The sequence below is a fragment of the Serratia sp. JSRIV004 genome (assembly GCF_019968705.1).
Taxonomy (GTDB): Bacteria; Pseudomonadota; Gammaproteobacteria; order Enterobacterales; family Enterobacteriaceae; genus Chania; species Chania fonticola_B.
Genome location: NZ_CP074140.1, coordinates 3,179,617 through 3,205,565 on the forward strand (window position 1 = coordinate 3,179,617; position 25,949 = coordinate 3,205,565).

Genomic DNA, 25,949 nt, shown 5'->3' on the forward strand with positions numbered 1-25,949 from the left:
GCAACACCGAACAGCGCGCTATGCTGAATGCCGTTTTTCCTATAAAACCACCCTATTATGACTAAAATTGTTTTTGTAGAAGACGATCCTGAGGTTGGCAAACTGATTGCCGCCTATCTGGGCAAACATGACATCGACGTCATCATCGAACCCCGTGGCGATACGGCACAGGCCTGTATTGAGCGGGAACAACCAGACCTGGTGCTGTTGGATATCATGCTGCCCGGCAAGGACGGCATGACGCTGTGCCGCGATCTGCGCCCGGTTTATCCCGGCCCGATCGTGTTGCTCACCTCGCTGGACAGCGATATGAATCACATCCTGTCATTGGAAATGGGTGCGCATGACTACATCCTGAAAACCACGCCGCCTGCGGTGCTGCTGGCACGCCTGCGTTTACACCTGCGCCAACACGGTGGCAACCAGCCAAAAGAAGAGCAAACGCAGAACATCACCCAACATAATGCCGTGCATTTTGGTTTGTTGTGCATCGATCCGGTCAACCGCCAGGTGACGCTGGGGGAAGAAATCGTCACCCTCTCCACTTCAGATTTCGATCTGCTGTGGGAGCTGGCCACCCATGCCGGGCAAATCATGGCCCGTGAAGCGTTGCTGCAAAACCTGCGCGGTGTCAGCTACGACGGTATGGATCGCAGCATCGATGTGGCCATTTCACGCCTGCGCCGCAAACTGTATGACAATGCCCTGGATCCGTTTCGCATCAAGACCGTGCGCAACAAGGGCTATCTGTTTGCCCCCAACGCCTGGGCATCGGTGCAACAATGAGAAAATTGTTCGTGCAGTTCTTTTTACTGCTGTTCGTCTGCTTTCTGGTAATGGCGATGCTGGTTGGACTGGTTTACAAAGTCACCGCCGAACGCGCCGGGCGCCAATCGATGGACGACCTGATGAAGAGTTCGCTGTATCTGATGCGCAGCGAACTGCGGGAGATCCCGCTAAAAGACTGGAACAAAACCATCGCCACCCTGGATCTAAACTTATCGTTCAAACTGCATATCGAGCCGCTCGGTAAGCAGAACCTGAATGAAGATCTCACCAAGCGTCTGCACATGGGAGAGATTATTGCACTGGACGATCGCTACACCTTTATGCAGCGCATTCCCCGTAGCCACTACGTGCTGGTCGTTGGCCCCATCCCTTATCTGTTTTATCTGCACCAGATGCGCATCCTGGATTTGGTGCTGCTGATTTTTATCGGCTTGTCGCTGGCCCTGCCGGTGTTCCTGTGGATGCGCCCGCATTGGCAGGACTTGCTGAAACTGGAAAATGCCGCCCAACGCCTGGGGGCCGGGCATCTCGATGAGCGTACACACTTTGTACCCACCTCGAGCCTTTACCGGCTTGGCGTTGCCTTTAATCAGATGGCCGATAACGTCAACACGCTGATTGTCAGTAAAAAACAGCTGATTGACGGTATTGCCCATGAGCTACGGACTCCGCTGGTACGCCTGCGCTACCGATTGGCCATGAGCGATAACCTGACCGACGGCGAGCAGCAGGCATTGAATCGGGATATCGGCCAGCTAGAATCCCTGATCGACGAGCTATTGACCTATGCGCGTCTGGATCGGCCTCAGGTCGCGCTAAATATCGAGCCTATCGATTTGCCCGGCTGGCTACAGGATAAGGTGGCCGATATCCAGTTGATCCACCCAGAGCGCGACATTGAGCTGAACATCCCGCATGTCGGTGACTTTGGCGGTGTCGATCTGCGGCTGATGGAGCGCGTGTTGGACAACTTGGTCAACAATGGCCTGCGCTATAGCGAACGGCGTTTACGCGTCGGCCTGTGGTTTGACGGTGACGCCGCATGCTTGCAGGTGGAAGACGATGGCCCTGGCATTCCGCCAGAAGAGCGCGAACGGGTATTCGAGCCCTTCGTCCGCCTCGATCCCAGCCGCGATCGCGCTACCGGCGGCTGCGGGCTTGGATTGGCGATCGTGCATTCCATCGCCGTGGCTTATCAAGGCCAGGTCTTTGTGGAGGCCAGCTCTTTGGGCGGCGCCAGTTTCCGCTTCTGCTGGCCGATTAAACCCCCTTTAGATACCAAAACAGAGCCGGCATAACGATCCGGCCCCGTTGGCTCAACGGATCCACTATGGAGTTGAACAAATGACATCTGCATCATCCACTACGGCCTACGGCCAACTTCGCGCCCTATTCACCCGCCTTTCGCGTTTTGACCATCTCTCGGCCATCAGCGGCTGGGATATGCAAACCATGATGCCGCCGGGGGGCAACAAGGCGCGTTCCGAAGCCCTGGCGGAATTGAGCGTGTTGAAGCATCAAATCCTGACGGCACAGAAAACGTGTGAACTGCTCGACCGCGCGCAACAAGAAGCGCTAGATGAATTTGACCGTGCCAACCTGCTCGAAATGCGCCGCCAGTATGACAATGCCGTGCTGGTGCCAGAAGCGCTGGTCGAAGCCAAATCCCTTGCCGGTGCGCGCTGCGAACATGCCTGGCGAGCACAACGCCCGGCCAACGACTGGGAAGGTTTTAGCGATAACCTACGCCAGGTGGTCAAGCTAAGCCGTGAAGAGGCGCAGATCCGCGCACAGGCAGCGGGCGTCAGCCGTTATGATGCGTTGCTCAATCTGTATGAGCCTGGCATGCGCAGCAGCGATCTGGACCGTATCTTTGGCGATCTGAAAACCTGGTTGCCCGACCTATTGCAAAAGGTGGTCGCCAAACAGCAACAGGAGACTTGCCTGATCCCGCAAGGTCCGTTCGATGTCGACACCCAGCGTAAGCTGAGCCTGAGCGTGATGAAACTGCTCGGCTTTGACTTCGACGGCGGCCGGGTTGACGTTAGTGCTCATCCGTTCTGCGGCGGCGTGCCGGAAGATGTGCGTATCACCACTCGCTACAACGAGAAAGAGTTCCTTACCGCGCTGCTTGGCATCGTGCATGAAACCGGCCACGCCCGTTACGAACAAAACCTGCCGCGTGAGTGGCTAGGCCAGCCAGTAGCGCAAGCTCGGTCGACGGCGATCCACGAATCACAGAGCCTGTTCTTTGAAATGCAGCTGGCTCGCGGTAGTGACTTCCTGAAAGTCCTGCGGCCGCTGATCGTCAATCAGTTTGGTGAACAAGCGGCCCTGGAAGAGAGCAACTTTATTCGCCTTAATCAGCGGGTGAAGCCGGGTCTAATCCGCGTCGATGCCGACGAGGTCAGCTACCCTGCCCATGTGATATTACGCTATGAAATCGAGCGCGCATTGATTGAGGGCGAGATCGAGGTAGAGGACATTCCAGCGCTGTGGAATGAGAAGATGCACAGCTACCTTGGCTTGGATACCGTGGGCGATTATCGCAACGGCTGTATGCAGGACATCCACTGGACGGACGGCGCCTTTGGTTACTTCCCAACTTACACCTTGGGTGCCATGTATGCGGCCCAACTGTTTGACAGTGCACGCAGCGCAATGCCAAAACTGAGCGAAGATATTGCTGCCGGTAATTTAACCGAGCTATTCCATTGGTTACAGCAAAATATCTGGCGTCACGCCAGCCGTTACCCTACCGATACGTTGATCACCAACGCCACGGGTAAGACGTTAGACCCAAGCTATTTCCGCCGGCATCTGGAAAGCCGTTACCTGTAATCTCCGCCCCCTCCGTACGTTAAGGTGTTGCTGGTATAACTTAACGTACGGATTTGCAAAATAGAGTCCACATGACTTTAACCATCAATGTGTTACTTGAAAATCGCCTGGCTGCCGGGGCGGATAAAGCGTTAATCGCCAAAGCCGGGTTGAGCCTGCTAGTTCAGGATGAATCGGACAGCGTACTTTTTGATACCGGTCCGGACGGCAGTTTTTTAAAAAATGCGGCTCAAATGGGGATTAGCCTCAACGACCTGACCGCTACCGTGCTCTCTCATGGCCATTACGATCACAGCGGTGGTGTCCCCTGGTTGCCCGATAACAGCAGAATCATTTGCCACCCCGGCGTGCAAGACGTGCGCTATGCCGCCGTTAATCTTCTGGGCCGGATAAAGAAAATCAAACGGTTATCGCCGGAAGTGGATTACTCGCGCCACGCCATGGAGCTGACCAGAGCCCCAGTGCAAATCAGTGAGCGGTTCCTTTGGTCCGGTGAAATCGAGGTGCCTACCCCCAAAGCCTACGGCATTATTGAAAATGCGCAACAATCCCCTGATTACATCGCCGATGAAGGTGTGCTGATTTATAAATCCGATCGAGGCCTGATAATCATCACTGGCTGCGGCCACCGGGGAATAATCAATATTGTACGGCACTGCCAGAAGATCACCGGTATCGATAAGATCCACGCGCTGATTGGCGGCTTTCACCTGAGATATGCCTCGCCTCTGCGATTATTGCAGGTACAGCGTTTTCTCAAACAAATCAAACCTGAGAAAGTGATGGGCTGCCATTGCACTGGCTCTTGGGGGCAGCTGTGGTTGCCTAATACGATTAGCCCGGCGACGGGGGATAGGATTTCGTTGTTGTAAATCTTCCGGGGCATTGCGCCCCGACACGCCTGCCGTAATAGCGTCCCGCCTTATTCTTACCTGTTAGGCTTAATGATGCCACATAGTGCACACCCTATCCTCGAGCGCAGGTGTTGCAGGCTCGTGGTTTTTACGACTACTTATGTATGTTGTAACTAATGATACCAAGCATAATTACGCTATACAGTATTGACGGAAAGGACGGCCGTCATGCGATAGAATTTTAGCGCAATTTCAATTGGCTCAATCCACATTTTCTTATAGATAAATCATTCGGTCCACGGTTCGTAACGTTGTTTCCCTATGTGCGATTATCACTCTGGTGATATTCAACCTCTTTATTGCCACATTTACGAAACGTTCGCTTTCGCTATCGAGAGAACTCGTTGCTTCATCCATGAATAAAATCCCCGGTTTCCGGTATAGTGCACGCGCAATGAATATACGTTGTTTCTGCCCGCCGGAAAGCCCCTCACCGAGCTCACCTATCAACGTTTCGTAACCCATGGGCATTTTCATTATCACATCGTGGATATAGCTAGCCTTGGTGCACTCCACCATCCAAGCTTCGTCCATCTCTTCGGCAAATCTATATCTCTAATTTCTCTCATCTTCTACTTCCTCCATTTTTTGAAAAAAAACGAATACAAAGCCCACAAAAAAACAACCAAATAGTACAGTTAAAAGATTAATAATATTATTTGAATTAAGATTATTACCTAGAAAGTTCCCTCCTGAGAAAATAAGGAATACATATGTTGAGATTCGCATCCAGTTATTAATGAAGCGGTGAGTGAAATTTTTTATCTTCATAAAATCTCCCTTTTCGCATAAAACAAAAAAGTTAAATTTACATCAAGGTTTTTTGTTTATATTAAAAGAAACCACATTAGCCATACTGGACCTAAAATTTATCACACAATATCTCGAGCCTGCTCATTTCCCAAGACTTGACGCGTTACGTCAGTTAATACCTGGAGCAACAAAGTTTCAGCGACATCCCATGAAACATGCTCTATGGCTGAAACTAGTTGGATCGCTTCCTTGAGAACAAACTGTTTGACTTCATCGACCTTCCTCTGCTCCAAAAACGTATGCAGTAAGATGTCACCAAACACAACACTTCTCAAATCTTCGAGTGTCTTGCATGACATCAGACGATCGAATCCGTGATCATAGTCATATGGGCCAGTACAAAAAAAGGCCGTCCCCATTGCAGTCCTCTTAATGGCTATTAATTGTAGCCTCTCCATAATTATTCCTCATATAAAGAGTGTCCAATTTTCAGTCGCCGATTGCAGGTCAGGCCTCAGCATTTTCCATCAGCACCTTATTAACATACCAGCTTTCACCACAAAATTAAGCCCTCTGGCTTTGTATTAAATAGACCAAGGCCAAAAACTGGACGCCCTCACCCACTGATCATTTCTTATACAGTAAAACATTGATGGGATTATGTAAATTATTTTTTTACAATATTTTCATGCCACTCAACTTACTGATTTTTATTAAATTAAACCTTAAATTACTCTCGTTTTAATCTACTCAGCATGAGCGGGCACGCGATATGTCTCGCCTGGAAAAAACGGATGGGAACCTGAAACTGCAACATAAATCGGAATTATCTTTTTCATTTCGGAATACCTATCTCCCTTTAATACTGCTCCATACTCACTAAGCTCAACTTACTTATACTGTTATCCCAAAGCGCATAACAGCAGTTGCTATCGAAAGGATGATGTAGCTACTACCGTTAAGCACATCGACGCACGAATTCACAGCGTATCAGCGTTCAACATCATCCCCACTAATGGCTAAGTTATAAGAAGCAATTACGGCTACGACTACTACGATCGCACTTCGACTTTACACCTAGCTTAGCCCCTCCTCCCTGACCGATCACATATACTAGCGATAACCTCCCCTAATCGCTCGTACATTAGGTTACACGCCGAAACCAATCACTCACGGAAAGTATTCTTCTGTTTGCATAAGATTGTTTCAACGGCCCCGCAGTGGGGTTACAAACCAACAGATAGTTGAGGATCTACCGATGAAAAAAGTATTAGCTCTGGTTGTTGCCGCTGCAATGGGCTTGTCATCTATCGCTTTCGCCGCTGAGGCCGCCGCTCCTGCTGCTGCACCCGCCGCCACTACCCAAGCCGCACCAGCGAAAACCACCCACGTGAAAAAACATCACGCCAAGAAAACGACCGAGCAAAAAGCTCAGGCAGCCAAGAAGCATCACAATGCCAACGGTAAAAAAGCCCCGGCCCAGAAAGCTCAAGCAGCTAAAAAACATCACAAAAAATCCAGCAACAAAGCAGCAACTCCGGCAGCCTGATAGTCAACCGGCGTGAGGCACCCCTCACCTGTTTTGATAAGAGTTGTCAACACCCGGTTCGCCGGGTGTTTTTTCATCGGGGGTTGTCTATGCTGCGTCGCTATCGGTTCGAAATCATCCTTGGCACCCTGATCGTTTGCGGGCTCATCGCCAGCTTTTTTTATCTGTAATCTCCGATTTTTCTCAGGAAATTATCGGAAAATCAATCACCGACCATCTACACCGCGGCTAAATCAGTCTATAGTTAGCATTCAGTGTGTCTATGGATGATCCGAATTTGTCAGGCAAGAAACCTATGCGCATCTCTGTTTTACTGTTGTTGTGCTCATTTCCTTTGGCTTTATCCCATTCTGCGCATGCTGATAGCCCTTCCGAGGCGTCTGCGGCCGATCAAACCCGTCTGTTTTTTGGCAAAGATAACCGTATTAAAGTCACCGAAACCAGCGGTTGGCCGTGGCAGGCTATTGGCCAGGTAGAAACCGCCAGTGGTAACCTGTGTACCGCTACGCTGATCTCTCCCCATCTGGCGCTAACCGCAGGCCACTGCGTACTGGCCCCTCCTGGCAATCTTGATAAGGCCGTGGCGCTGCGCTTTATTTCCGGTAGCAAAGGCTGGCAATACCAGACGGAAAATATAGAAACGCTGGTCGATAAGTCATTAGGTAAAAAGCTGAAGGCGGATGGCGACGGCTGGATCGTGCCACCAGCGGCGGCAGCGTATGATTTTGCGTTGATCAGGCTAAAAGATAACAAACCGCTGGCGATTAAACCGTTGCCATTATGGCAAGGTGACGGAAAAGCGTTAACGCAAACCTTAAAGTTGGCAAAGCGCCTGGTCACCCAGGCCGGTTATCCAGAAGATCATCTGGACGATCTGTACAGCCATCAAAATTGTAAAGTCACCGGTTGGGCACAACAAGGCGTGTTATCACACCAGTGCGACACCTTACCCGGTGACAGCGGCTCCCCATTGATATTAAAGACCGCCGAAGGCTGGCGACTTATCGCTATCCAGAGCTCTGCACCCGCAGCACAAGACCGCTACCGGGCCGATAACCGCGCACTGTCAGTTACCGGCATTCGCGATGCTTTGGATCTCTTAGCCGCCGGTAAGTAACTCCTCCGAACAGCGCAGGCCACCATTATCCCACCGGAGGGTAATGGTGGCGGGCAAACTGTGCTGCAATACCCTATCAACGTTTGGCCCATCGGTTCGCTGATAAAAGGTGCCGGCCTGCTCCAGTGATGAACCACCACGCATTTTACGCTCGATCAGCCGTGCCCGCAGTTGCTGTGCTGGTGCCTGAATAAATAGCGTTAAGTCGCTGTGACGGGCCAGATCGCGCCAACCTGGCTCATCAAGCAACAACCAGTTACCTTCTACGATCGTTACCGGTGCAGTCACCTCGATAGCGTTGGGTACCGGATCGTGCAACACGCGATCGTAAGTAGGCCACAATACACGTGGTTGATCGAGTGAAGCCAACGCCAACTCAAGCTGCTGACGATCAAAGGTTTCTGGCATTCCCTTCTTGCTGCGCAACCCTTGTGCATCAAGCCAGGAGTTAGGACGGTGAAAGCCATCCATCGGCAGAGTTTGCAAGGCCGGTAATTCATCATGCTGTGCCGATAAATGCTGCCAGAAGGCCGTCAGCGTCGATTTACCGCTGCCAGGAGGTGCCGCCAGGAAAACCACCAGGCGCGCCCCCTTTTGCTGCTGCTTTTGGGCCAACAGGCGCAGTAAAGGTAAGTGCACCTGTTCGACCTCCTCATCGTTAAAAAAGGCATCGATCGTCAGCCCATTAACTGTTAGCGCTATTTTCATTGGTCAGTTCCTTTAACAGCGAAGTCACCGCCAGCGTTAATCCGGTTTTAATCATGTTGCCGTAGCGCTCGTTATTAAAAACCTCAAAGCTGGAAAACTTCATCTTTCTTATCGCACTGAAAAGTTGTTCGTTTTCCGTAATGGCATTCAGGTTGGAAATAAAATCAAAGGTCATTTCATCATGAAAGCTCAGCGAGCTATTTTCCGCCTGCACATGCTGGCTAAATTGTGAAAGACAGATGATATCGGCATAAACGGTTTTTTTGATTTTCCCCAGTGCATACAATAAGCGCAGGGAGACATCCATATTGTCCAAAGGGCCGGATTTTGCCAGCAATGGCTTTACCGCATATTCGAGTATGTCGGGATCGTTATTGACAAACACCTGTGGCAAATAGGTTTTGACAGCAGAAAATAAAATCTCATTTGCCTTCTGTAACCAATTGAGCAATTGTTCCTGCTCGTCCAGTCGTTCAATTATTTCATCTTCTGTCAGCGTTTTCATTCGTCCTGCGATACCATCAATGCAAGTGTAACGTATGAATTCTATTACACGACCCGTCGGTACCATTAATCATAAGGGTTTCTGTGCTCAAGTACCCCTCTTTTTGTTTTATTCCGCCGATAATGTCACCTTTGGTTATCCCGGTTGCCGAAAAAATCACCTCATCACTGGCGATCAGGGCATTGAGCGGCAAAATGGTGTTAATCTCAATTCCCATATTGCTGCAGCGCCGCCGTTCTTCCTGCGCCAATAATCTGTGCTCTGGCGTATCGCCTTTCGCCTGGCAGAAATCGATCAGCTCGGCTTGCATATCTCCGCCCAGCAGACGCACCGCACAGGCCGATATGACCCCTTCCGGCGCGCCACCCAAGGTATACATGATGTCGGCTTCACCACCTGGTAGGCAGGTCATCAGGCTGGCGGCCACGTCACCGTCAGGAATGGCAAAAATCTTCACCCCCAGCGCCTGCGCCTGTTGGCGGATCAGTTCATGGCGCGGTTTATCCAGCGTGATCATGCGCAGTTGATGCAATGGCTTACCCAATGCCTGCGCTACTTGCCGCAGATTTTGCTCCAGAGGCAACCGCAAATCGATAGCCCCTTTAGCTCCTGGCCCCACCACCATCTTGCGCATATACATGTCTGGGGCATGCAACAAAGCATTGTGTGGGGCAAAGGCGATCACGGCCAGCGCATTATATTGGCCCATGGCCACCATCCGCGTGCCTTCGATAGGATCAACAGCAATGTCCACGGCCGGGCCATTCCCGCTCCCCAACCGCTCACCGATATACAGCATGGGAGCCTGATCGATTTCGCCTTCACCGATCACAATCTGCCCCTGCATGGCCATACCACTCAGTTGCTGACGCATGGCCGCGACGGCCACCCCATCAATTTGATTTTTATCACCACAGCCCAGCAGCGGCCAGGCAGCCAATGCAGCCTGTTGAGTGGTGCGTACAATGTCATAAGCCAGCGATTTCATCGGCAGTTATACCCCTGTTTCCACACCAAAATGTTGCAGCAGGAAACGCTCAGCCTGTTCGTTCCAAACGCCGTGGCTTTCAGCCACCAGTTCCGCCAAGCGGGCATAGAATGGGTCTGTTTTCCCGAGTTCTGGGAAGTCGGCAATTGCGGTTAACGGCATGGTGGCAAAGTTATAGATCAGCTTTTTCCCGCCGGGGATCGAAGGTAGATTGATGATGGTTTCCGGCACGGCATCCAGCCCACCTATATGGGTGATCATCACCGAAGGATTAATGCGGCCTTCAGCGGTCAGTTGCAGCGCCTCCAACATATCTCCCGTCGAGCCCCCCGAAGTGCCCACGACATGTGTGGATGCATAATGCACGTTGTAAAAGTTAAACGGCACTTTGAATTCACTGTCGGTTGGGCCCGCAAAGAAATTCAGGCAACCGTCTTCAGCCAGCAGATCATCCCCCAGCACCAGCACATCGGCCACCGCAGCATAAACGAAGACATCGTCAAAGCCGTGGCCCTGCGTCAGGTCACGTAAGGCAGCCACCGGGTCGGTAACCTTGCTGCTGTTGAAATACACCAGTTCAACGCCTTTTTCACGCGCTACGCTTTCCGGCAATAGCAATCTGGCCCGCGCCAAACGCGCCTCGTCGATATCCACGACCACTACCCGCGCAGGGCGGATGTTACCGTTGATGGCATAATCGATCGCACCAATGCCCATCGGCCCGGCACTGGCCAATAACGCCACGTTGCCGCCGGGTTTGATCCCCATGCGATGCTCATAGACATATTGCGTCGTATGGTAATTGGCATGGTAGGCACCTATGATGCAGCACATCGGCTCTGCCAAAGAGGCCGCCGCAAAATAGCTGCCTTCATACGGTAATACACAACCTAGCTCCACAGCCTGCTGTGGAATAATCATATAGGTGGCATTGCCGCCGAAAAACTCGTAGCTATAACCCGCCGAATAACCACTCGGCAATCCCATCGCCGGTTGCAGCACAAAACGTTGCCCAGCCCGGTAGCGTTGCTGTAGGTTTTTGCCCACCTGCTCAATGATCCCGGCACATTCATGGCCAGTGATCGCAGGGTGTTCGGCAACGTCATCAGGTACCCGCTTGTGGTTAGCCCCCAATTTGGCGGCCTTCCAGGTAGACAGGCACACACTGTCGGAAATGACCTTAACCAACAGTTCATCATCACCTAGAGGCGGTAATTCAAACTCACGCAGGCGAACGTCGTTTTGGCCATAAATAGCGGCGGCTTGGGTTTTCATACGGCTTCCTTTTCTGAGTGTGTGGCAACCAGTTGTTCCAACAAACGATCGAGATTGCTGTCACCGAGATAATTGCTGATCAATACTTTGGGTTTATCGCTCACCCGTTCGGCTCGCCCTTCCAGGCTAGAGTGCGTCACGATCAGGTCGGCTTCCGGCGGAATATTTTCAATGGCGTAGTGCTTCACGCTGATCGGCACCCCGGCTTTCTCCAAACGTTTACGGAAGGTGGTTGCCCCCATCGCGCTGGAACCCATGCCTGCATCACAAACAAATGCGATGTGACGGATCGGTTGTGTTTGCCCTTTGCCCGCAGCTTTCAAGGCTTTCACCTGCCGCTGTGAGTCATCAAAACTATCTTCGGTCACCTGCTTTTTCTCGGTTTTCAGGATCAGTGCGGCAATCAGGAACGAAACCAGCGTCCCGGCGGCGACGCCTGCCAAGGTACCAGCAAAGCCACCACGCGGCGTCAGAGCCAGATAGGCAAAGATTGAACCCGGGCTTGGCCCGGCAACCAAACCAGCACCCATCAGATCAAACACGTAGATCCCCGCCATCCCGCCAGCAATCATGGCAATGATCATCAGCGGCTTCATCAGCACATACGGGAAGTAGAGTTCGTGAATACCCCCGAGGAAATGGATAATCATCGCGCCCGGTGCCGACTTTTTGCTCATACCCTGGCCAAATAGCGAAAACGCCAGCAGGATACCAAGCCCTGGCCCTGGGTTAGAGGCCACCATAAAGAACACCGAGCGGCCGTTCACCGCCGTATCCTGCATACCCAGCGGGTAATACACCCCCTGGTCGATGGCGTTATTCAGGAATAACACCTTCGCCGGTTCGTTGATAATCGACAACAGCGGCAGGTATCCAGTGGCTACCAGAGATTCAATGCCAGCACGTACCAAATGGTTAGCCTGCTGTACCGCTGGGCCAATCACCTCGTAGGCAAACAGGCACAAGAACATGCCGACAATCCCCAGTGAGAAGTTATTGACCACCATCTCAAAGCCAGCGGGGATACGCTTATCCAGCTTGGTGTCGATATATTTGATGATCACCCCGCCCAGCGGCCCCATCACCATCGCGCCGATGAACATAGGAATATCTGCCCCCACAATCACGCCGATGGTGCCAATCCCCCCCATCACCGCGCCACGTTTTTCCGCGATCAGGTAGCCACCGGTGGAGCCGATCATCAGCGGTAGCAAATAGGTGATCATCGGACCGACCAGTTGCCCAAAGTGGGCGTTAGGCATCCAGCCGGTGGGAATAAACAGTGCCGTAATAAATCCCCACGCAATAAATGCGCCGATATTAGGGATTACCATAGCCGTCAGGAACCCGCCAAAAGCTTGCACTCTGGCTCGCATTGTTTTATTGGCCATTATAATGATCCTTGAGTGTATAAAATCAGAAGCGCAGAATGATTTCTTTTATTTCTGATACCTTGGTTGCCTGAGTAAGCTGTTCAATTGCCTGGTCATCACAGAACATTTCACTCAATAACTGGATGGCATTGATATGGCTGTCGGCATCTTTTGCCGCCAGGCCGATTAACACTTTCACCTGCGGATTGTCATCATTGAAATAAACCCCCTGCGGCAATACCGTTAGGGTTAATGCCGTGCCCAAAGCCCCTTCTTCCGGACGTGCATGGGGCATAGCCACTTCCGGTGTAAGAATATAATAGGCGCCATTATTTTGCGTACTGTGCTTTATTGCCGCCACATAACGTGGCTCAACGATATTATTTTCCAGCAGACAGCACATCGATAAATCAATAGCCTGCTGCCAGTCGCAATTTTGCTGGTGAACGGTAAATGCATTTTCCGGGAAGTAATCTATCAATCCATTCATGTGTTTTTCCTATCGTTATTCCAAGAGGATTGGGAATTGCTTTGCAGCTTATGGAGTAATAATGGGAAACGCAATCCGATGCCATTTCGTGATTGAAATCACTTTTAATTTGAAATACATTGCAATTGAAGATCTGGTTCACAAAAAATTGATTGAAATTTTCAAATTATAGATTTGTCAATAGTTAAAATGTGACCACTATTGCATTTAACTAATTTTATAAAAATAGAAATATTGTGACATTAATCACCATTGCAGTATTGCCAATCAAGAAAAATAGCAGGAATTACTCCATACTTCGTATCCCACCCGCCATAAACCGCTTTGGCGTGGTGCCGGTATACTGGCGGAAAAAGGCGATAAATGCGCTGTCGCTAGAGAAGGCCAACCGCTGTGCAACCGCGCTTACGGAAGGCAATTGCGCCAGTAACTCAATGGCGTGCATCAAACGCCATTGCTGGCACCACTGCTGATAGCTCAGCCCGGTTTCCCGCTGGAAGATTCGCGTTAACGTTTTAGGATGGAGATTGATCGCCTTGGCTAATACCACCAGCCCAGGGAGCTGATCGACGCCGTTTAAGCTATCAATCCAGGCCGCTATGCGCGGTTCGCTCGGCAGTATCAAGCTGGTATTTTCCTGCTCCGCCACCCTCAGTTCATTGCGCAAGACTCGCAACAGATCTTCCGCCTGGGGATGCTGCTGCGCGTAGTCAAACGGCCAATGTGCGATGCGTTCTATCACCGCGGCCAGTAACGGATTGGCGGCTAACACCGCACTGTGCGGCATTGCCAGCATCGCGGCATCCGTAAAATAGAGCGAACGGTAAGCCACCTGCCCGCGCAGTTGCACGCGATGCCTCACGCCGCTCGGTATCCAGATAATGCGCGTTGGCGGCAGGATCAGCCAGCGTTCGGCTAACGTCACCGTCATACAGCCACGTGGGGCATAGAGGATCTGGGCCCGTTGATGCTGATGTACGCCAGAATCATGTTCCGCCAGTTCGGCACTAATTCCCACCACCGGAGCGAAGTAACTATCCGGATCAAAAACCTGATGTTGCAGGATCAGTGCCATGCCGCAGTCCCATTTTCATTGTTTTTTGTCCTGATGATTGTAATCGAACAATCGCCATCTCCCTATACTGCTGTCACTTATTTGGGAGAATGCTATGTCCGTCAAAAATCTGCCTCTGCCACTGATCATCGTGATGATCATGGCACCACAAATCCTGGAAACGCTCTATAGCCCGGCGTTAACCGCTATCCGCTTTGATTACCATATCGATGCCACGCAGGCCGGCCACACGCTGTCGGTCTATTTTTTCGCCTTCGCTTTCGGCGTGGCGTTTTGGGGAACGATCAGCGACAAATATGGCCGTAGAGCCGCCATGCTCGCCGGTTTGCTGCTGTATACGGCAGGAGCCTTGCTGGCGTTGCTGAGCAACGCTTTCACGTTGCTCATCGTCTCGCGCGCCGTTATCGCCTTTGGTGCCGCCGTTGGTTCTGTGGTGACGCAGACTATGCTGCGCGATGTCTATCAGGGGCAGGCATTAGGCAAGATGTTTGCGATAATTGGTATGGCATTGTCGATAAGCCCGGTGTTGGGGATGTTTAGCGGCGGAATGCTGGTGTTTTGGGGCGGTCGCATGGCCATTTTCTCCGCGCAAGCAGGATTGGCGCTGTTGTTGCTGATCTGGTGTTGGCGAGCGCTGCCAGAAACCCGCCAGCAAACCGCCGGTATCGCTTTACTCTCCTGTTTACAGGAGATGCTGCGCGATAGGCAAATCTGGTGCTCGGCGTTGCTGGTTGCCAGTTTCAACATCATGGCGTTCAGCTACTTCAGTCTGGCCCCGTTTATTTTTGAGACCTTGGGGCTGACCAGCGAACAGTTTGGTTATTCGGGGATTGTTTTGGCCTTTGGCAGCCTGTGCGGCGCAGCGGCAAACCGCTATCTTCTGCAAAAAGGATTATGCGCTTACCGGCAGATCCAAATGGCCAGTCTGTTAGCCCTATTGGCCGCAGTGGGTGCGTGGTATTGGCAGGCAAGTCTGATGATCCTGCTGCCCTGCATGGCGGTGACCGTTGCCTTTGGCTTGGCCATTCCCAATATTCTCAGCCTGGCGCTGAAGCATTACCGCAACCGGCTGGGTGCTGCCGGAGCGGTATTGGGATTACTCTATTATCTGCTGATCGCTGGCGGCCTGGCACTGGCCGCCATGGGTCAGCACCTGCCGTTAACGCTGCTGGGATGTAGCCTGTTAAGCCTCGCCTGTTCAGCAAGGCTTAAAGGTTACGCAGAGAGCTGATCGATGGTCTGCAAGATACGCTTCTCAGAAATCGGGTAAGGCGTACCCAACTGCTGAGCGAACAGGCTGACGCGCAGCTCCTCAATCATCCAGCGTACTGCCTTCACCTCTTCATCCTGCTGGCGTTTTGGCGGCAGCTTGTTCAGCCACTGCTGCCACGCCTGTTGGACCTGCTCCACCCGGATCATCTGAGCGCGATCGCGGTGCGGATCGATCGCCAGCTTCTCCAGGCGGCGCTCAATCGCTTGCAGATAACGCAAGGTGTCCGGCAGGCGGCTCCAACCGTTATTGGTGACAAAACCACGGTAAACCAGGCCATTGAGCTGGGCCTTGATATCGGACAGCGCCAACGCCAACGAGATATCAACGCGCCCTTTCAGACGCTTGTTGATGTTGAAGACCGTCGTCAGGATCTGTTCCACCTGTTTGGCCACGCCCACAACGGTTTCGTTCAGCTCGGCCCGCACCAACTCTTGCAGCCGGGCAAAGTTCTCTTCCGCCCACACCGGCCCGCCGTGTTCGGCAATCAGCTTGTCGATGCCACAGGAGATACAGTCGTCGATCAGATCCAGTACCTTGCCATACGGGTTGAAATACAGCCCAAGCTTGGCCTTGTTCGGCAACTTCTCATGCAGATATTTGATCGGCGACGGGATGTTCAACAGCAACAAACGGCGCGTACCTTGCCACATGGCCTGCTGCTGCTCCTGTTCGCTGTCAAACAGACGGATGGCTACGCTATCTTTTTCGTCCACCAGCGCCGGATAGGCCTTGACCGAGTAACCACCACGCTTCTGCTCATAAAACTCAGGCAGTTTGCCAAAGCTCCAGATATGCAGATTGCTCTGCTCCAGGCCATCATCAGCCACGGCCGACAGCGTCTCTTGCACCTTGTCTTTGAGCTGGGCCCTCAGCGCGGCCAGATCTTTACCTTCGCGCAGGGTTTTGTGTTTCTCACCCACCACGCGGAAGGTCATTTTCAGATGATCGGGCACCTGATCCCACTGCCAATCCTCACGTGACACTGTCACACCAGTTATGCGGCGTAGCTCGCGTTCCAGCGAATCCAGCAGCGGCATCTCCAATGGCGTTGCCCGGCCAAGGAAAGCTTCAGCGTAGTTCGGGGCTGGCACAAAATTGCGGCGCATCGGCTTAGGCAACGATTTGATCAACGCGATCACCAGTTCACGGCGGATACCGGGGATTTGCCACTCAAAACCGGCCTCTTCCACCTGATTGAGGATCGGCAACGGGATGTGCACGGTAACGCCATCGGCGTCAGTACCCGGCTCAAACTGGTAGGTCAGCCGCAACTTGAGGTTGCCCTGATACCAGTAGTTCGGATAATCCAGCGCGCTGACCTTGTTGGCTCCGTCCTTGATCAACATCTCTTTTTCGAAGTTGAGCAGCTCAGGGTTCTGCTTCCCGGTAGTTTTCCACCACTGGTCAAAATGACGCCCGGACACCACGTCGCTCGGAATACGTTGATCGTAGAAACTGAACAGCGTCTCGTCATCCACCAGAATGTCGCGGCGGCGCGATTTATGTTCCAGCTCTTCCACTTCGGCACGCAGCTTCAGGTTGGCAGCGAAGAACGGGTGCCGCGTTTGCCAGTCACCTTCCACCAGCGCATGGCGGATAAACAGTTCACGGCACAGCAGCGGATCGATGGTGCTGTAATTTACCGGGCGAGCTGCGACGATCGGCAGACCAAACAGCGTGACCTTTTCACTGGCCATCACCGCGCCCTGGGATTTGGACCAGTGCGGTTCGCTGTAATGATGCTTGACCAGGTGCTGAGCCATCGGCTCAATCCATTCTGGCTCGATACGCGCGGCAATGCGCCCCCACAGGCGGCTGGTTTCCACCAGTTCTGCCACCATCGTCCATTTCGGCGGCTTCTTGAACAGCCCGGAGCCCGGGAAGATGGAGAAACGGGCGTTGCGCGCACCGGTAAACTCTTGCTTATCCGCATCCTTCTGGCCAATGTGCGAAAGCAGGCCGCTCAGCAGCGCGGTATGTACGCTGCGGTAGTCCGAAGGCACGCTGTTGACCGGCAGGCCCAGCTCTTTCACCACCTGGCGCAGTTGGGTGTAGATATCCTGCCATTCACGTACCCGCAGATAGTTGAGGAAATCGTTGCGGCACAGGCGGCGGAACTGGCTGGAAGAGTTTTCCTTCTGCTGTTCCTTGAGATAATCCCACAGGTTGACGAACGCCATAAAATCGGAGTCTTTGTCGGCGAAGCGGCGGTGTTTTTCATCGGAGGCCTGTTGCTTATCCATCGGCCGCTCGCGCGGATCCTGGATCGACAACGCCGAGGTGATGATCATCATCTCGCGCACGCTACCACTCTTCTGGGCTTCCAGCACCATTCGAGCCAAACGTGGGTCGATCGGCAACTGCGCCAACTGACGGCCCTGTGGGGTCAGTTGATAGTGGCCGTTCTCCGCGGTTTTGATGGCCCCCAACTCTTCCAGCAGGCGCACACCGTCCTGAATATTGCGGTTATCCGGCGCTTCGACAAACGGGAAGGCGGCAATATCGCCCAACCCCAGCGAGGTCATCTGCAATATGACCGAGGCCAGGTTGGTTCGCAGTATTTCCGGGTCGGTAAACGCCGGGCGAGACAGGAAATCCTGCTCCGAGAACAGGCGGATACATATACCGTCCGATACACGACCACAGCGGCCCTTACGCTGGTTAGCAGAAGCCTGCGACACCGGTTCGATAGGCAAGCGCTGCACTTTGGTACGGAAGCTGTAGCGGCTGATGCGCGCCGTACCTGGGTCGATAACGTACTTGATGCCCGGCACGGTCAGCGAGGTTTCTGCCACGTTGGTCGCCAGCACGATGCGGCGGCCATGGTGCGACTGGAACACCCGATTCTGTTCACTGTTGGACAGGCGGGCATACAGCGGCAGTACCTCGGTATGCGGCAGGTTGAGCTTGGTCAGCGCATCGGCGGTGTCACGGATTTCACGTTCACCGCTCATAAAGATCAGGATATCACCAGGTCCTTCACGCCCCAATTCGTCCACCGCGTCGAAGATAGCCTGAAGCTGATCGCGTTCAGTATCGTCGGCGTCGTCCACCACTGGCCGGTAACGTACCTCGACCGGATAGGTACGGCCAGAAACCTCAATGATCGGCGCATTGTTGAAGTGGCGAGAAAAGCGCTGCGGATCGATGGTGGCCGAGGTAATGATCACCTTCAAATCCGGGCGTTTTGGCAACAGCTCCCGCAGGTAACCCAAGATGAAATCGATGTTCAGGCTGCGCTCGTGCGCCTCATCGATGATCAGGGTATCGTACTGCATCAGCAGGCGATCCTGCTGGATTTCGGCCAGCAAGATCCCGTCGGTCATCAGTTTGACCAGGGTATTTTCACCCACCTGATCGTTGAAGCGCACCTTGTAACCGACGCTGCCACCCAGCGGGGTTTCCAGCTCATCGGCAATGCGGTTGGCAACGGTGCGTGCAGCCAGGCGGCGCGGTTGCGTGTGGCCAATCAGGCCTTTGACGCCACGCCCTAACTCCAGGCAGATTTTCGGTAGCTGTGTAGTCTTCCCTGAGCCGGTTTCACCCGCCACGATCACCACTTGATGATCGCGGATGGCGGCAAGAATGTCCTGCTTCTTCTGGCTGACCGGCAGGCTTTCAGGGTAAGTGATTTTCGGGCACGAGGCCGCGCGGGAGCGCACCTTCAGCATGGCTTGCTCGATATCACCCGCTATTTCTGCGGCAACCGCCTGTTGAGCTTCAGGGCTTTTGACTTTGCGCGCACCTTGCAACCGGCGTTGCAGGCGCTGCTGATCACGGAGCATCAAGTCACCCAGTTGGGATGACAATGCCGCGAGCGTAGATTTCACGTTCGGTGTTCCTTGTTTCTTCGCAGCTACTGCTTAACGTCAGGGACTAGGTTTGATGTTATAGCTGACGTGTCGGTGCCAATAACTGCGTTTATTAAATTAGGTTTATCGATTTTTTGACTTAGCGCAGCAGGATACCACAATGGCATTTCTCCCCATAATCCATCCATTTAACCTGGGTTTTCTTGTTCAATAAAATCGAACGTAGATCTCGAAATATTCCGCTATCCCTGTTGGAACAATATGAATAGAGTGTACCTCATGCAACGGGCGACCAGCCCTGATGTCACAGTCAACACGAAAGGAATTATCGATGAGCAACGTATTGGTTCTAAAATCCAGCATCCTGGCAACTTATTCTCAGTCTAACCAATTGGCTGATTTCTTCGTTGAGCAGTGGGCCAATGCTCACAGCAACGATACCATCACCGTGCGTGACCTGGCTGCACAGCCAATCCCGGTGCTGGATGGCGAACTGGTTGGCGCAATGCGTCCTTCAGATGCCCCGCTGACTCCACGCCAGAAAGAAGCTCTGGCCCTGTCAGACGAACTGATTGCCGAGCTGCAAGCCAACGATACTATCGTTATCGCCGCTCCGATGTACAACTTCAACATCCCAACTCAGTTGAAGAATTATTTTGACCTGATTGCCCGTGCCGGAGTGACCTTCCGTTACACCGAGAACGGCCCGGAAGGCCTGGTAAAAAACAAACGTGCCATCATTCTGACCAGCCGTGGCGGCATCCATAAAGGCACCCCAACCGACCTGGTAGAACCTTACCTGCGTCTGTTCCTGGGCTTTATCGGTATTACCGAGGTTGAGTTCGTCTTTGCCGAAGGGATTGCCTACGGTCCAGACGTTGCGACCAAAGCCCAGGCCGATGCCAAAGCGTTACTGGCCGAAGTGATCGCCGCTTAATTAGCGATGCCAGGGCGCAGAGATTGCGCTCTGGTAAGTCACACACCTGCAAAATCCGTTTTACCCTCATAACAATAAGTCGTTTAAATTCCGTTGCGCGCCTAGAGGCGCGCTTTTTTTATTTCTGCAACCACTGGCCGTTAATGCCACGGACATATTCCCCTGCTGGCGCTCGTGTCACCAGCTTCTGCCCGGCCATCCGCGCAACTTCATCGATGGCGATATGATTGCTGGCGGCCACCTGCTGATATTTCTCGGCGCGTCCGGCATTGATTTTTTTCACCAACGCCTGAGTCTCCGCGTCCTGCTTCACCGGAGCGATATAACCACTGAGCGTTTCACCAACCCGCCCCTGCTGTTTGGCTTCATCCAGCGTCAACGCCTGAGCCATCCCACTGAATAACCAACCGGCGGCAATCAACCACAGATAACGTTTTTTCATGCTGGCTCCTAGAACAGACCGCTTTGGTCTTTCAGCAGGTTCTCAACGTCCTTATCCACTTTGATACGGATCTCATGTTCAATTTTGACGTTCATATTGATGGTGATGGGATCTTTAGGCGTCGCCACCTCAATGCGCGGTACGCAACCGCTCAGCAAGGATGCGCCCAACACGGCGGCCAGCAATGGCCCTGTCGCGTTCTTCATTGTTGTTCCTCGGGTTTAGAGAGCGTCTGCTCCAGCCACTCTTGTAAATTGTCGCCGAAGCGCAGGCTGCGCCACAGCTGAAACACGTTTTCCTGATGGCTATAGTTAAGGATAACCTCACGCTTGGCATTTTTCTGCGGATTTACGCCATCGATATGCGCCTTTAGCGTCAATTCGCCCAGGTTATCGAGATCGACCCGCGCCTTTGAGCGGTTGATTTCCATGTAGCGTAGCCAGTCGATGGCGGCACCGGTGGCCAGGTTATTGCTGCCAATGGCATCGGCCATATCTTTATCCAGCCGCAGCGTCATGACCCCCGCATTGGCGATCCAGCCATTTTGCACCAGCCATTTGGGGTGGTTCAGGTAGAGCGGCAACTCGCCGTTGATGCGGCCAGACATGGCGAACTGCTTCGGTTTGAGCGCGGTAAACAGTGCGCTGAGGTCGATTTCTTCCAGTTTGAGCACCGCCGCATCATGCTGCGGCATCCGTAATGCCGAAAGGCTGATATGACCGTTCAGCATATCCACACCGATGTTGCTCAACGTCAACGGATACGCTTCGCTGTAGGGATAGGTACCTTGCAGATCGGCGGTAATATTCTGCATCTCAAACAGCGTCTTTATGGATTTGATGCGCAGCATGATCGGCCGTTTGGCCCCAAGCTGCCACAGGTGGTTCTTAAACCGATAGGGCAAGACAAAGTCCAGCCCGCTCAATTCGCCATCTTGCAGCCACATGCCGCCATTGCGCACCACCCAGTGGCCACCGGCTTCAAACCCCTGCACTCGCGCAGCAGAAAATGCCGACTGTGCATAGAACTCGCCTGCCCGCAGTTTGATGTTCAGATCGGGTGAAATCAGCGGTTGGAATACCGTTAACGACTGTTTTGGCCACCAGCCTTCACCCCGCAGGCGTTCACCATCCCAGCGGCCCCGCAACTTGATTGGCCCAATCTGCTCGGCCTGCAAAGCGCCTTGCCATTGGAAACTGTCTGGCCCCGTACCTTGCAACTGCAAATCCAGTACCGAAGGCGGCAAATAACGGCCTGCACCAAAACTGGTTTTGTCAGCCACCAGTTGCACACCGCCGGTAAGGCTCGGTGCTTTGCTATCCCGCTGCCACTGGATCGGCTGGCTGAGCGTCATGCGCGGCGTCGCGACTGTGACCATGCCGTACTTCAACCGATCAAAACCGGTGGAAAGTCGATCCAGGGTGATGCTGGTGTCCTGCCAACGCCCACTGCCTGCAACATCCCAGGCGGCCTGTAGCGGGGGTAACTTGCCGTTACCCCAAGAGCGCCATTGCCACTGACCATGGTCTGGCCAGAAATCTTGTGCCTGGCCGTCCAGATGCAGCTTGAAACGGCCCCAGTAACTTTCGCTGGCGCTGATAATCGCCTGCAAACGGCCACTGATCCCAAGAGCGGTGACTTTTACTCCAGCCAGCGGCAGCCGAGCCTCATCCAGTTTTATGTCCGGTGCCGGGCGGCCCCAGGCGCGCAGTAAAGACCCCGGCTGTAGCACCAGCGTTGGGTTAAGGACCGAGCCGCTGATAATGCCGGGGATTGACGCCGTAAGCGAGAGATTGGCCAGGTTTGCCTGCCCGGTAAGCTGGAATCCCAGATCGCTGTTGGTCAGACTCAGGCTACCCGGCCCCAACGTCAGCACCGCGTTACCCTTGCCGTTGTGCCCGGCAGTGATCACGTTCAAACGTGCGGTAATTTGGGTTTCGTCAAACCCCTGGCTCCAGTCATGCAACGCCACATTCAAACCACCACTGAGCGGTTGATCCAGATAAGGCCAGCGCCATTCGCCTTTTTCGATGCTGATCTGTTTTGGCGTTAGTGCCCAAGGGAGCGTCGCCAACGGTTGGTCGCTGCCCTTTTCCGTCAGGGTCAATACGCCCTGCTGCTGTTGCCAGTGCAAATCCAGCAGCAAGGGTTTTTCCAGATAGGCGGTTTGTATCTCACCTTGCAACGCCCCTTGGATCGGCAAACTGTCCATATCCAGCGGTACGGTGACTTTGCCTGTCAGTTGAACAGGAACCGTGCTGTTGGGTGGCGTGATGCTAAGCTTGCTTAACGTCAGTTGCTGATGTTCATCCAACTGCGCCTCGGCGGTGACGTTCTTACCTTGATAATGCAACCGTTGGCCAGTGGCCGCAGACGACAGTTGCAATTTACCGGCGTAGGCTTGCCATGGGGTGAGCGTGAGAAGATTGATATTCAGGTCAAACGGCGGCAGCATCGCTTGCAATCGGTCTAGCGCCAATGGCGTGCTGTCCCCCTCGGAGGGGGGCAATTTTGACAGGCAGGCGGTATCCACGTCCGCTCGTTCACCCTTTAAATGCCAACTTCCCATTTGGTAGGCGAGTTGCAGTTCACTGACATTGGCGATGGCGCAGCCTTGGGCGCTAAATTTTAGCCCATCAAGATGCAAAGCCCCCTGCTGCCAACGCAAGGGCCCTTGTAAAACCAGCTGGCTACCCTGCGGTAACCAAGGCGCTATCGCACGCGGCAACCAACGAGGCAAGGTTTGCCACAGCGCGATGATCAACAGGATGATGCCCGTTACGATCGCTACGAATACTTTTAATCTCTTGGTCATTAAGCGCAGGTTTAGTTCCTGATAAACATCGATTAGCCAGGCGCAATGATGACACGGATCCCCTGGCAGGTGAAGGTGAACCCATCTCATCATTTATAGAGCAGGTTTCGCAATTTTGATATTTACCCAGTGAATACAGAAAATGGCTAATACACTGATTATCAGCATAAAACCCTAAAAGGCCTGCCCCGCCACAGGTCGCTAAACCATTGTCGTATTTGGCAAAATATGTTAATTTTATCACATAATCACGCGGGAGAAACCACGATGAAAATGGCGATTTACAGCACCAAACAGTATGACCGTAAGTATCTTGAATTGGTAAATCAGCAGTTTGGTTATGAGCTGGAGTTTTTCGACTTTCTGCTAAGCAAGAAAACCGCCAAAACGGCTATCGGCTGTAAGGCCGTATGCATCTTCGTCAATGACGACGGTAGCCGGGAAGTGCTGGAAGAGCTGGCCGCGCTTGGGGTCGAGATCCTCGCCCTGCGTTGCGCCGGGTTCAATAACGTCGATCTGGATGCGGCGAAAGAGCTGGGTATCAAGGTGGTGCGCGTTCCGGCTTATTCACCTGAAGCCGTCGCCGAACACGCCGTGGGCATGATGATGTGCCTGAACCGCCGCATTCATCGTGCTTATCAGCGCACCCGCGATGCCAACTTCTCGCTGGAAGGGCTGATCGGCTTCAATATGCATAACCGCACCGCAGGCGTGATTGGCACCGGTAAGATCGGCGTAGCCACCATGCGTATTCTGAAAGGCTTTGGCATGAAGCTCTTGGCCTACGATCCCTACCCAAGCGCGCAGGCGTTAGAACTGGGTGCCGAATATGTCGATCTTAAAACGCTGTATGCCCAGGCGGACGTGATCACCCTGCACTGCCCGTTGACGCCGGAAAACCATCACCTGCTGAATGCGGACGCGTTCTCCATGATGAAGGACGGCGTGATGGTGATTAACACCAGCCGCGGTGCCTTGATCGACTCTTCCGCCGCTATCGATGCCCTCAAACAGCAGAAGATTGGTGCGCTGGGGATGGACGTATACGAGAACGAACGCGACCTGTTCTTTGAAGACAAATCCAACGACGTGATCCAGGACGACGTTTTCCGCCGCCTGTCCGCCTGCCATAACGTGCTGTTTACCGGGCACCAGGCGTTCCTGACGGAAGAGGCGTTGACCAGTATCTCGCAAACCACGTTGAAAAATATTGAACAGCTTGCGCGGGGTGAAGCCTGCCCTAATCAGCTTAATGCCTAATACTTTGGGGCGCGCTTAGCGCCCCTGATCCTTCAGACCAAACCTGAACAGGTTCACAATAATGAAAAAACTGATCCCTTTAGCAATGGCCTGTGCGCTATTGGCTGGCTGTGGTTCCGCGCAAACCAAACAACAAACCGTAGTAGAAAGCGATCTGCTGCATCACAACTTTGTGTTGCAAAGCGTGGATGGTGTAGCGGTTGAGGCGAAACAAGGCAGCGGCCCGAGCATCGAGTTCGGCGAGAAAATGAATATTTCCGGATCTATGTGCAACCGTTTCTTCGGCCAGGGCCAGTTAGAAAACGGCGTGCTGACGGTGAAAAACCTCGCTACGACCCGCATGATGTGCGCGGATCCGCAACGTAACCAATGGGATCAAACCATAGGCACACTGCTGGCTAACGGTGCAAAAGTCTCGCTCAACGGCCAACAGCTGACCCTGAGCGGCAGCGATCACCAACTGGTATATACCCTGAAAGACTGGGTCAATTAATTTTCTCCCTCACCCCAACCCTCTCCCAAAGGGAGAGGGAGCTGGCACGGTGATGAAGGTAACAACGGTTGCCAATCTGTCGCACGCTACGTCCGGGATAAATTGGACTTACCGGGAACAGGCTCCACGGCCCAGCGCCGACTCTTCGCACTGTTTGCCGTTCGGCATCTGACACATTCTGAGCGTATCGCCGTTGAGCGAATGGGCAATGGTGGTTACCCCGCCCACGCTGGCACAGCTTTCGCTGGTAGGTATCGCACCAATATTGGCACTGGTGGCGATCTGCTGTGGTTCTTGGTCGTTATTGCTGCTGCAGGCAGCCAAAGAGAGTATGGCGCCGGCAAGCAGCCATTTTGCTGTGATCATTATTCATACCCCTGAACCGAAACGATGCTGTGTAATTTTGCCATTGCTGATAACCCGAGCCACTGGAACGATGGGCCCGTTTGGTTATCTTTGATGTCCACCCGTTGAGCTTCAAGTTGCCGCCTGCTCATCATCAAGCGGCAACCGGAAAGACAACTTTAGTAATCTAGCTTG

Annotated in this window: 23 protein-coding genes and 1 pseudogene; 10 read left to right on the forward strand and 14 right to left on the reverse strand. The window is 53.1% G+C overall.

What is annotated here, in order from left to right:
- Positions 1–57 precede the first annotated feature (57 nt).
- The 4 genes from rstA (at position 58) to KGP21_RS15190 (ending at position 4,502) form a co-directional block, all read left to right on the forward strand.
- Positions 58–786, forward strand: coding sequence for a two-component system response regulator RstA (gene rstA, locus KGP21_RS15175; RefSeq protein ID WP_223535573.1), 729 nt, complete (start codon positions 58–60; stop codon positions 784–786).
- The gene (gene rstB / locus KGP21_RS15180; protein WP_021806503.1) at positions 783–2,087 is read left to right on the forward strand and encodes a two-component system sensor histidine kinase RstB; all 1,305 of its coding nucleotides are present in this window, start codon (positions 783–785) and stop codon (positions 2,085–2,087) included. The genes rstA and rstB overlap by 4 nt, the downstream gene beginning before the upstream one ends.
- A 46-nt stretch (positions 2,088–2,133) precedes the next feature.
- Positions 2,134–3,630 (forward strand): carboxypeptidase M32, encoded by a 1,497-nt coding sequence (locus KGP21_RS15185; RefSeq protein ID WP_223535576.1) that lies wholly within the window; start codon positions 2,134–2,136, stop codon positions 3,628–3,630.
- Positions 3,631–3,701: 71 nt separating this feature from the next.
- Complete coding sequence (locus KGP21_RS15190) at positions 3,702–4,502, forward strand: MBL fold metallo-hydrolase (RefSeq protein ID WP_223535579.1); 801 nt, start codon at positions 3,702–3,704, stop codon at positions 4,500–4,502.
- A gap of 258 nt (positions 4,503–4,760) precedes the next feature.
- On the opposite strand, the pseudogene KGP21_RS15195 reads toward KGP21_RS15190, so the two are convergent.
- Positions 4,761–5,090, reverse strand: a pseudogene (locus KGP21_RS15195) (ATP-binding cassette domain-containing protein); the annotation flags it as partial.
- 326 nt (positions 5,091–5,416) lie between these two features.
- On the reverse strand, positions 5,417–5,755 hold the full coding sequence (locus KGP21_RS15200) for a hypothetical protein (protein ID WP_037375967.1): 339 nt from the start codon (positions 5,753–5,755) through the stop codon (positions 5,417–5,419).
- Between the two features lie 800 nt (positions 5,756–6,555).
- Between KGP21_RS15200 and asr the strand changes: the two genes are divergently transcribed.
- Both asr and KGP21_RS15210 read left to right on the forward strand, forming a co-directional pair.
- The gene (asr, locus tag KGP21_RS15205) at positions 6,556–6,846 is read left to right on the forward strand and encodes an acid resistance repetitive basic protein Asr (protein WP_021806510.1); all 291 of its coding nucleotides are present in this window, start codon (positions 6,556–6,558) and stop codon (positions 6,844–6,846) included.
- A gap of 295 nt (positions 6,847–7,141) precedes the next feature.
- The gene (locus KGP21_RS15210; protein ID WP_021806511.1) at positions 7,142–7,963 is read left to right on the forward strand and encodes a serine protease; all 822 of its coding nucleotides are present in this window, start codon (positions 7,142–7,144) and stop codon (positions 7,961–7,963) included.
- Here the strand turns inward: KGP21_RS15210 and KGP21_RS15215 are convergent.
- The 7 genes from KGP21_RS15215 to KGP21_RS15245 form a co-directional block, all read right to left on the reverse strand.
- Entirely contained in the window at positions 7,946–8,671 is a 726-nt protein-coding gene (locus KGP21_RS15215) for a nucleoside/nucleotide kinase family protein (RefSeq protein ID WP_223535582.1), read from the reverse strand. The genes KGP21_RS15210 and KGP21_RS15215 overlap by 18 nt on opposite strands.
- Entirely contained in the window at positions 8,649–9,176 is a 528-nt protein-coding gene (locus KGP21_RS15220) for an MltR family transcriptional regulator (protein WP_223535585.1), read from the reverse strand. The genes KGP21_RS15215 and KGP21_RS15220 overlap by 23 nt, the downstream gene beginning before the upstream one ends.
- A 16-nt stretch (positions 9,177–9,192) precedes the next feature.
- A complete protein-coding gene (gene glpX, locus KGP21_RS15225) occupies positions 9,193–10,164 on the reverse strand; it encodes a class II fructose-bisphosphatase (protein ID WP_209522885.1) in 972 nt (323 codons plus the stop codon).
- A 6-nt stretch (positions 10,165–10,170) separates the two neighbouring features.
- Positions 10,171–11,439, reverse strand: coding sequence for a zinc-binding dehydrogenase (locus KGP21_RS15230; RefSeq protein WP_166732632.1), 1,269 nt, complete (start codon positions 11,437–11,439; stop codon positions 10,171–10,173).
- Positions 11,436–12,830 (reverse strand): PTS mannitol transporter subunit IICB, encoded by a 1,395-nt coding sequence (locus KGP21_RS15235; RefSeq protein ID WP_024486535.1) that lies wholly within the window; start codon positions 12,828–12,830, stop codon positions 11,436–11,438. Before KGP21_RS15235 ends, KGP21_RS15230 begins: the two co-directional genes overlap by 4 nt.
- 25 nt (positions 12,831–12,855) lie before the next feature.
- Entirely contained in the window at positions 12,856–13,302 is a 447-nt protein-coding gene (locus KGP21_RS15240; protein WP_223499865.1) for a PTS sugar transporter subunit IIA, read from the reverse strand.
- Positions 13,303–13,588: 286 nt separating this feature from the next.
- Complete coding sequence (locus tag KGP21_RS15245; RefSeq protein ID WP_223535588.1) at positions 13,589–14,377, reverse strand: helix-turn-helix transcriptional regulator; 789 nt, start codon at positions 14,375–14,377, stop codon at positions 13,589–13,591.
- A gap of 94 nt (positions 14,378–14,471) precedes the next feature.
- On the opposite strand from KGP21_RS15245, the gene KGP21_RS15250 reads away from it, so the two are divergent.
- On the forward strand, positions 14,472–15,608 hold the full coding sequence (locus KGP21_RS15250; RefSeq protein ID WP_223535591.1) for an MFS transporter: 1,137 nt from the start codon (positions 14,472–14,474) through the stop codon (positions 15,606–15,608).
- Here KGP21_RS15250 and hrpA read toward each other — a convergent pair.
- Positions 15,593–19,480 carry an ATP-dependent RNA helicase HrpA gene (gene hrpA, locus KGP21_RS15255; RefSeq protein ID WP_223535593.1) on the reverse strand — a complete coding sequence of 1,296 codons (3,888 nt, stop codon included), beginning with the start codon at positions 19,478–19,480 and terminating at the stop codon, positions 15,593–15,595. The two genes, KGP21_RS15250 and hrpA, sit on opposite strands and share 16 nt — an antisense overlap.
- Before the next feature lie 313 nt (positions 19,481–19,793).
- Between hrpA and KGP21_RS15260 the strand changes: the two genes are divergently transcribed.
- Positions 19,794–20,399: an FMN-dependent NADH-azoreductase gene (locus KGP21_RS15260; RefSeq protein WP_037375971.1), complete on the forward strand. Its 606-nt coding sequence runs from the start codon at positions 19,794–19,796 to the stop codon at positions 20,397–20,399.
- 118 nt (positions 20,400–20,517) lie between these two features.
- Here KGP21_RS15260 and KGP21_RS15265 read toward each other — a convergent pair whose 3' ends face one another.
- Genes KGP21_RS15265 through KGP21_RS15275 form a run of 3 tightly spaced genes read right to left on the reverse strand, consistent with a single transcriptional unit; the run spans position 20,518 to position 23,656 of the window.
- Entirely contained in the window at positions 20,518–20,841 is a 324-nt protein-coding gene (locus tag KGP21_RS15265; protein WP_021806521.1) for a YdbL family protein, read from the reverse strand.
- Positions 20,842–20,849: 8 nt separating this feature from the next.
- Positions 20,850–21,047 carry a YnbE family lipoprotein gene (locus KGP21_RS15270; protein WP_021177849.1) on the reverse strand — a complete coding sequence of 66 codons (198 nt, stop codon included), beginning with the start codon at positions 21,045–21,047 and terminating at the stop codon, positions 20,850–20,852.
- A complete protein-coding gene (locus KGP21_RS15275) occupies positions 21,044–23,656 on the reverse strand; it encodes a YdbH family protein (protein WP_223535595.1) in 2,613 nt (870 codons plus the stop codon). The genes KGP21_RS15270 and KGP21_RS15275 overlap by 4 nt, the downstream gene beginning before the upstream one ends.
- Positions 23,657–23,923: 267 nt before the next feature.
- On the opposite strand from KGP21_RS15275, the gene KGP21_RS15280 reads away from it, so the two are divergent.
- Together KGP21_RS15280 and hslJ are read left to right on the forward strand one after the other, a co-directional pair.
- On the forward strand, positions 23,924–24,916 hold the full coding sequence (locus KGP21_RS15280) for a 2-hydroxyacid dehydrogenase (RefSeq protein ID WP_024486550.1): 993 nt from the start codon (positions 23,924–23,926) through the stop codon (positions 24,914–24,916).
- 61 nt (positions 24,917–24,977) lie between these two features.
- Complete coding sequence (hslJ, locus tag KGP21_RS15285) at positions 24,978–25,409, forward strand: heat shock protein HslJ (RefSeq protein ID WP_024486551.1); 432 nt, start codon at positions 24,978–24,980, stop codon at positions 25,407–25,409.
- 108 nt (positions 25,410–25,517) lie between these two features.
- On the opposite strand, the gene KGP21_RS15290 is transcribed toward hslJ, so the two are convergent.
- Positions 25,518–25,775 (reverse strand): DUF333 domain-containing protein, encoded by a 258-nt coding sequence (locus KGP21_RS15290; protein WP_021177845.1) that lies wholly within the window; start codon positions 25,773–25,775, stop codon positions 25,518–25,520.
- Between the last annotated feature and the right edge of the window lie 174 nt (positions 25,776–25,949).

What these genes read in the sequence shown, in the direction of transcription:
- KGP21_RS15290 (WP_021177845.1), bottom strand. Translation starts at nt 25,775, where the DNA reads ATGATCACAGCAAAATGGCTGCTTGCCGGCGCCATACTCTCTTTGGCT.
- KGP21_RS15210 (WP_021806511.1), top strand. Translation starts at nt 7,142, where the DNA reads ATGCGCATCTCTGTTTTACTGTTGTTGTGCTCATTTCCTTTGGCTTTA.
- glpX (WP_209522885.1), bottom strand. Translation starts at nt 10,164, where the DNA reads ATGAAATCGCTGGCTTATGACATTGTACGCACCACTCAACAGGCTGCA.
- rstB (WP_021806503.1), top strand. Translation starts at nt 783, where the DNA reads ATGAGAAAATTGTTCGTGCAGTTCTTTTTACTGCTGTTCGTCTGCTTT.
- KGP21_RS15185 (WP_223535576.1), top strand. Translation starts at nt 2,134, where the DNA reads ATGACATCTGCATCATCCACTACGGCCTACGGCCAACTTCGCGCCCTA.
- KGP21_RS15265 (WP_021806521.1), bottom strand. Translation starts at nt 20,841, where the DNA reads ATGAAAAAACGTTATCTGTGGTTGATTGCCGCCGGTTGGTTATTCAGT.
- rstA (WP_223535573.1), top strand. Translation starts at nt 58, where the DNA reads ATGACTAAAATTGTTTTTGTAGAAGACGATCCTGAGGTTGGCAAACTG.
- KGP21_RS15260 (WP_037375971.1), top strand. Translation starts at nt 19,794, where the DNA reads ATGAGCAACGTATTGGTTCTAAAATCCAGCATCCTGGCAACTTATTCT.
- KGP21_RS15240 (WP_223499865.1), bottom strand. Translation starts at nt 13,302, where the DNA reads ATGAATGGATTGATAGATTACTTCCCGGAAAATGCATTTACCGTTCAC.
- KGP21_RS15190 (WP_223535579.1), top strand. Translation starts at nt 3,702, where the DNA reads ATGACTTTAACCATCAATGTGTTACTTGAAAATCGCCTGGCTGCCGGG.
- KGP21_RS15280 (WP_024486550.1), top strand. Translation starts at nt 23,924, where the DNA reads ATGAAAATGGCGATTTACAGCACCAAACAGTATGACCGTAAGTATCTT.
- KGP21_RS15220 (WP_223535585.1), bottom strand. Translation starts at nt 9,176, where the DNA reads ATGAAAACGCTGACAGAAGATGAAATAATTGAACGACTGGACGAGCAG.
- hslJ (WP_024486551.1), top strand. Translation starts at nt 24,978, where the DNA reads ATGAAAAAACTGATCCCTTTAGCAATGGCCTGTGCGCTATTGGCTGGC.
- KGP21_RS15275 (WP_223535595.1), bottom strand. Translation starts at nt 23,656, where the DNA reads ATGACCAAGAGATTAAAAGTATTCGTAGCGATCGTAACGGGCATCATC.
- KGP21_RS15270 (WP_021177849.1), bottom strand. Translation starts at nt 21,047, where the DNA reads ATGAAGAACGCGACAGGGCCATTGCTGGCCGCCGTGTTGGGCGCATCC.
- KGP21_RS15215 (WP_223535582.1), bottom strand. Translation starts at nt 8,671, where the DNA reads ATGAAAATAGCGCTAACAGTTAATGGGCTGACGATCGATGCCTTTTTT.
- KGP21_RS15245 (WP_223535588.1), bottom strand. Translation starts at nt 14,377, where the DNA reads ATGGCACTGATCCTGCAACATCAGGTTTTTGATCCGGATAGTTACTTC.
- asr (WP_021806510.1), top strand. Translation starts at nt 6,556, where the DNA reads ATGAAAAAAGTATTAGCTCTGGTTGTTGCCGCTGCAATGGGCTTGTCA.
- KGP21_RS15200 (WP_037375967.1), bottom strand. Translation starts at nt 5,755, where the DNA reads ATGGAGAGGCTACAATTAATAGCCATTAAGAGGACTGCAATGGGGACG.
- KGP21_RS15250 (WP_223535591.1), top strand. Translation starts at nt 14,472, where the DNA reads ATGTCCGTCAAAAATCTGCCTCTGCCACTGATCATCGTGATGATCATG.
- KGP21_RS15230 (WP_166732632.1), bottom strand. Translation starts at nt 11,439, where the DNA reads ATGAAAACCCAAGCCGCCGCTATTTATGGCCAAAACGACGTTCGCCTG.
- KGP21_RS15235 (WP_024486535.1), bottom strand. Translation starts at nt 12,830, where the DNA reads ATGGCCAATAAAACAATGCGAGCCAGAGTGCAAGCTTTTGGCGGGTTC.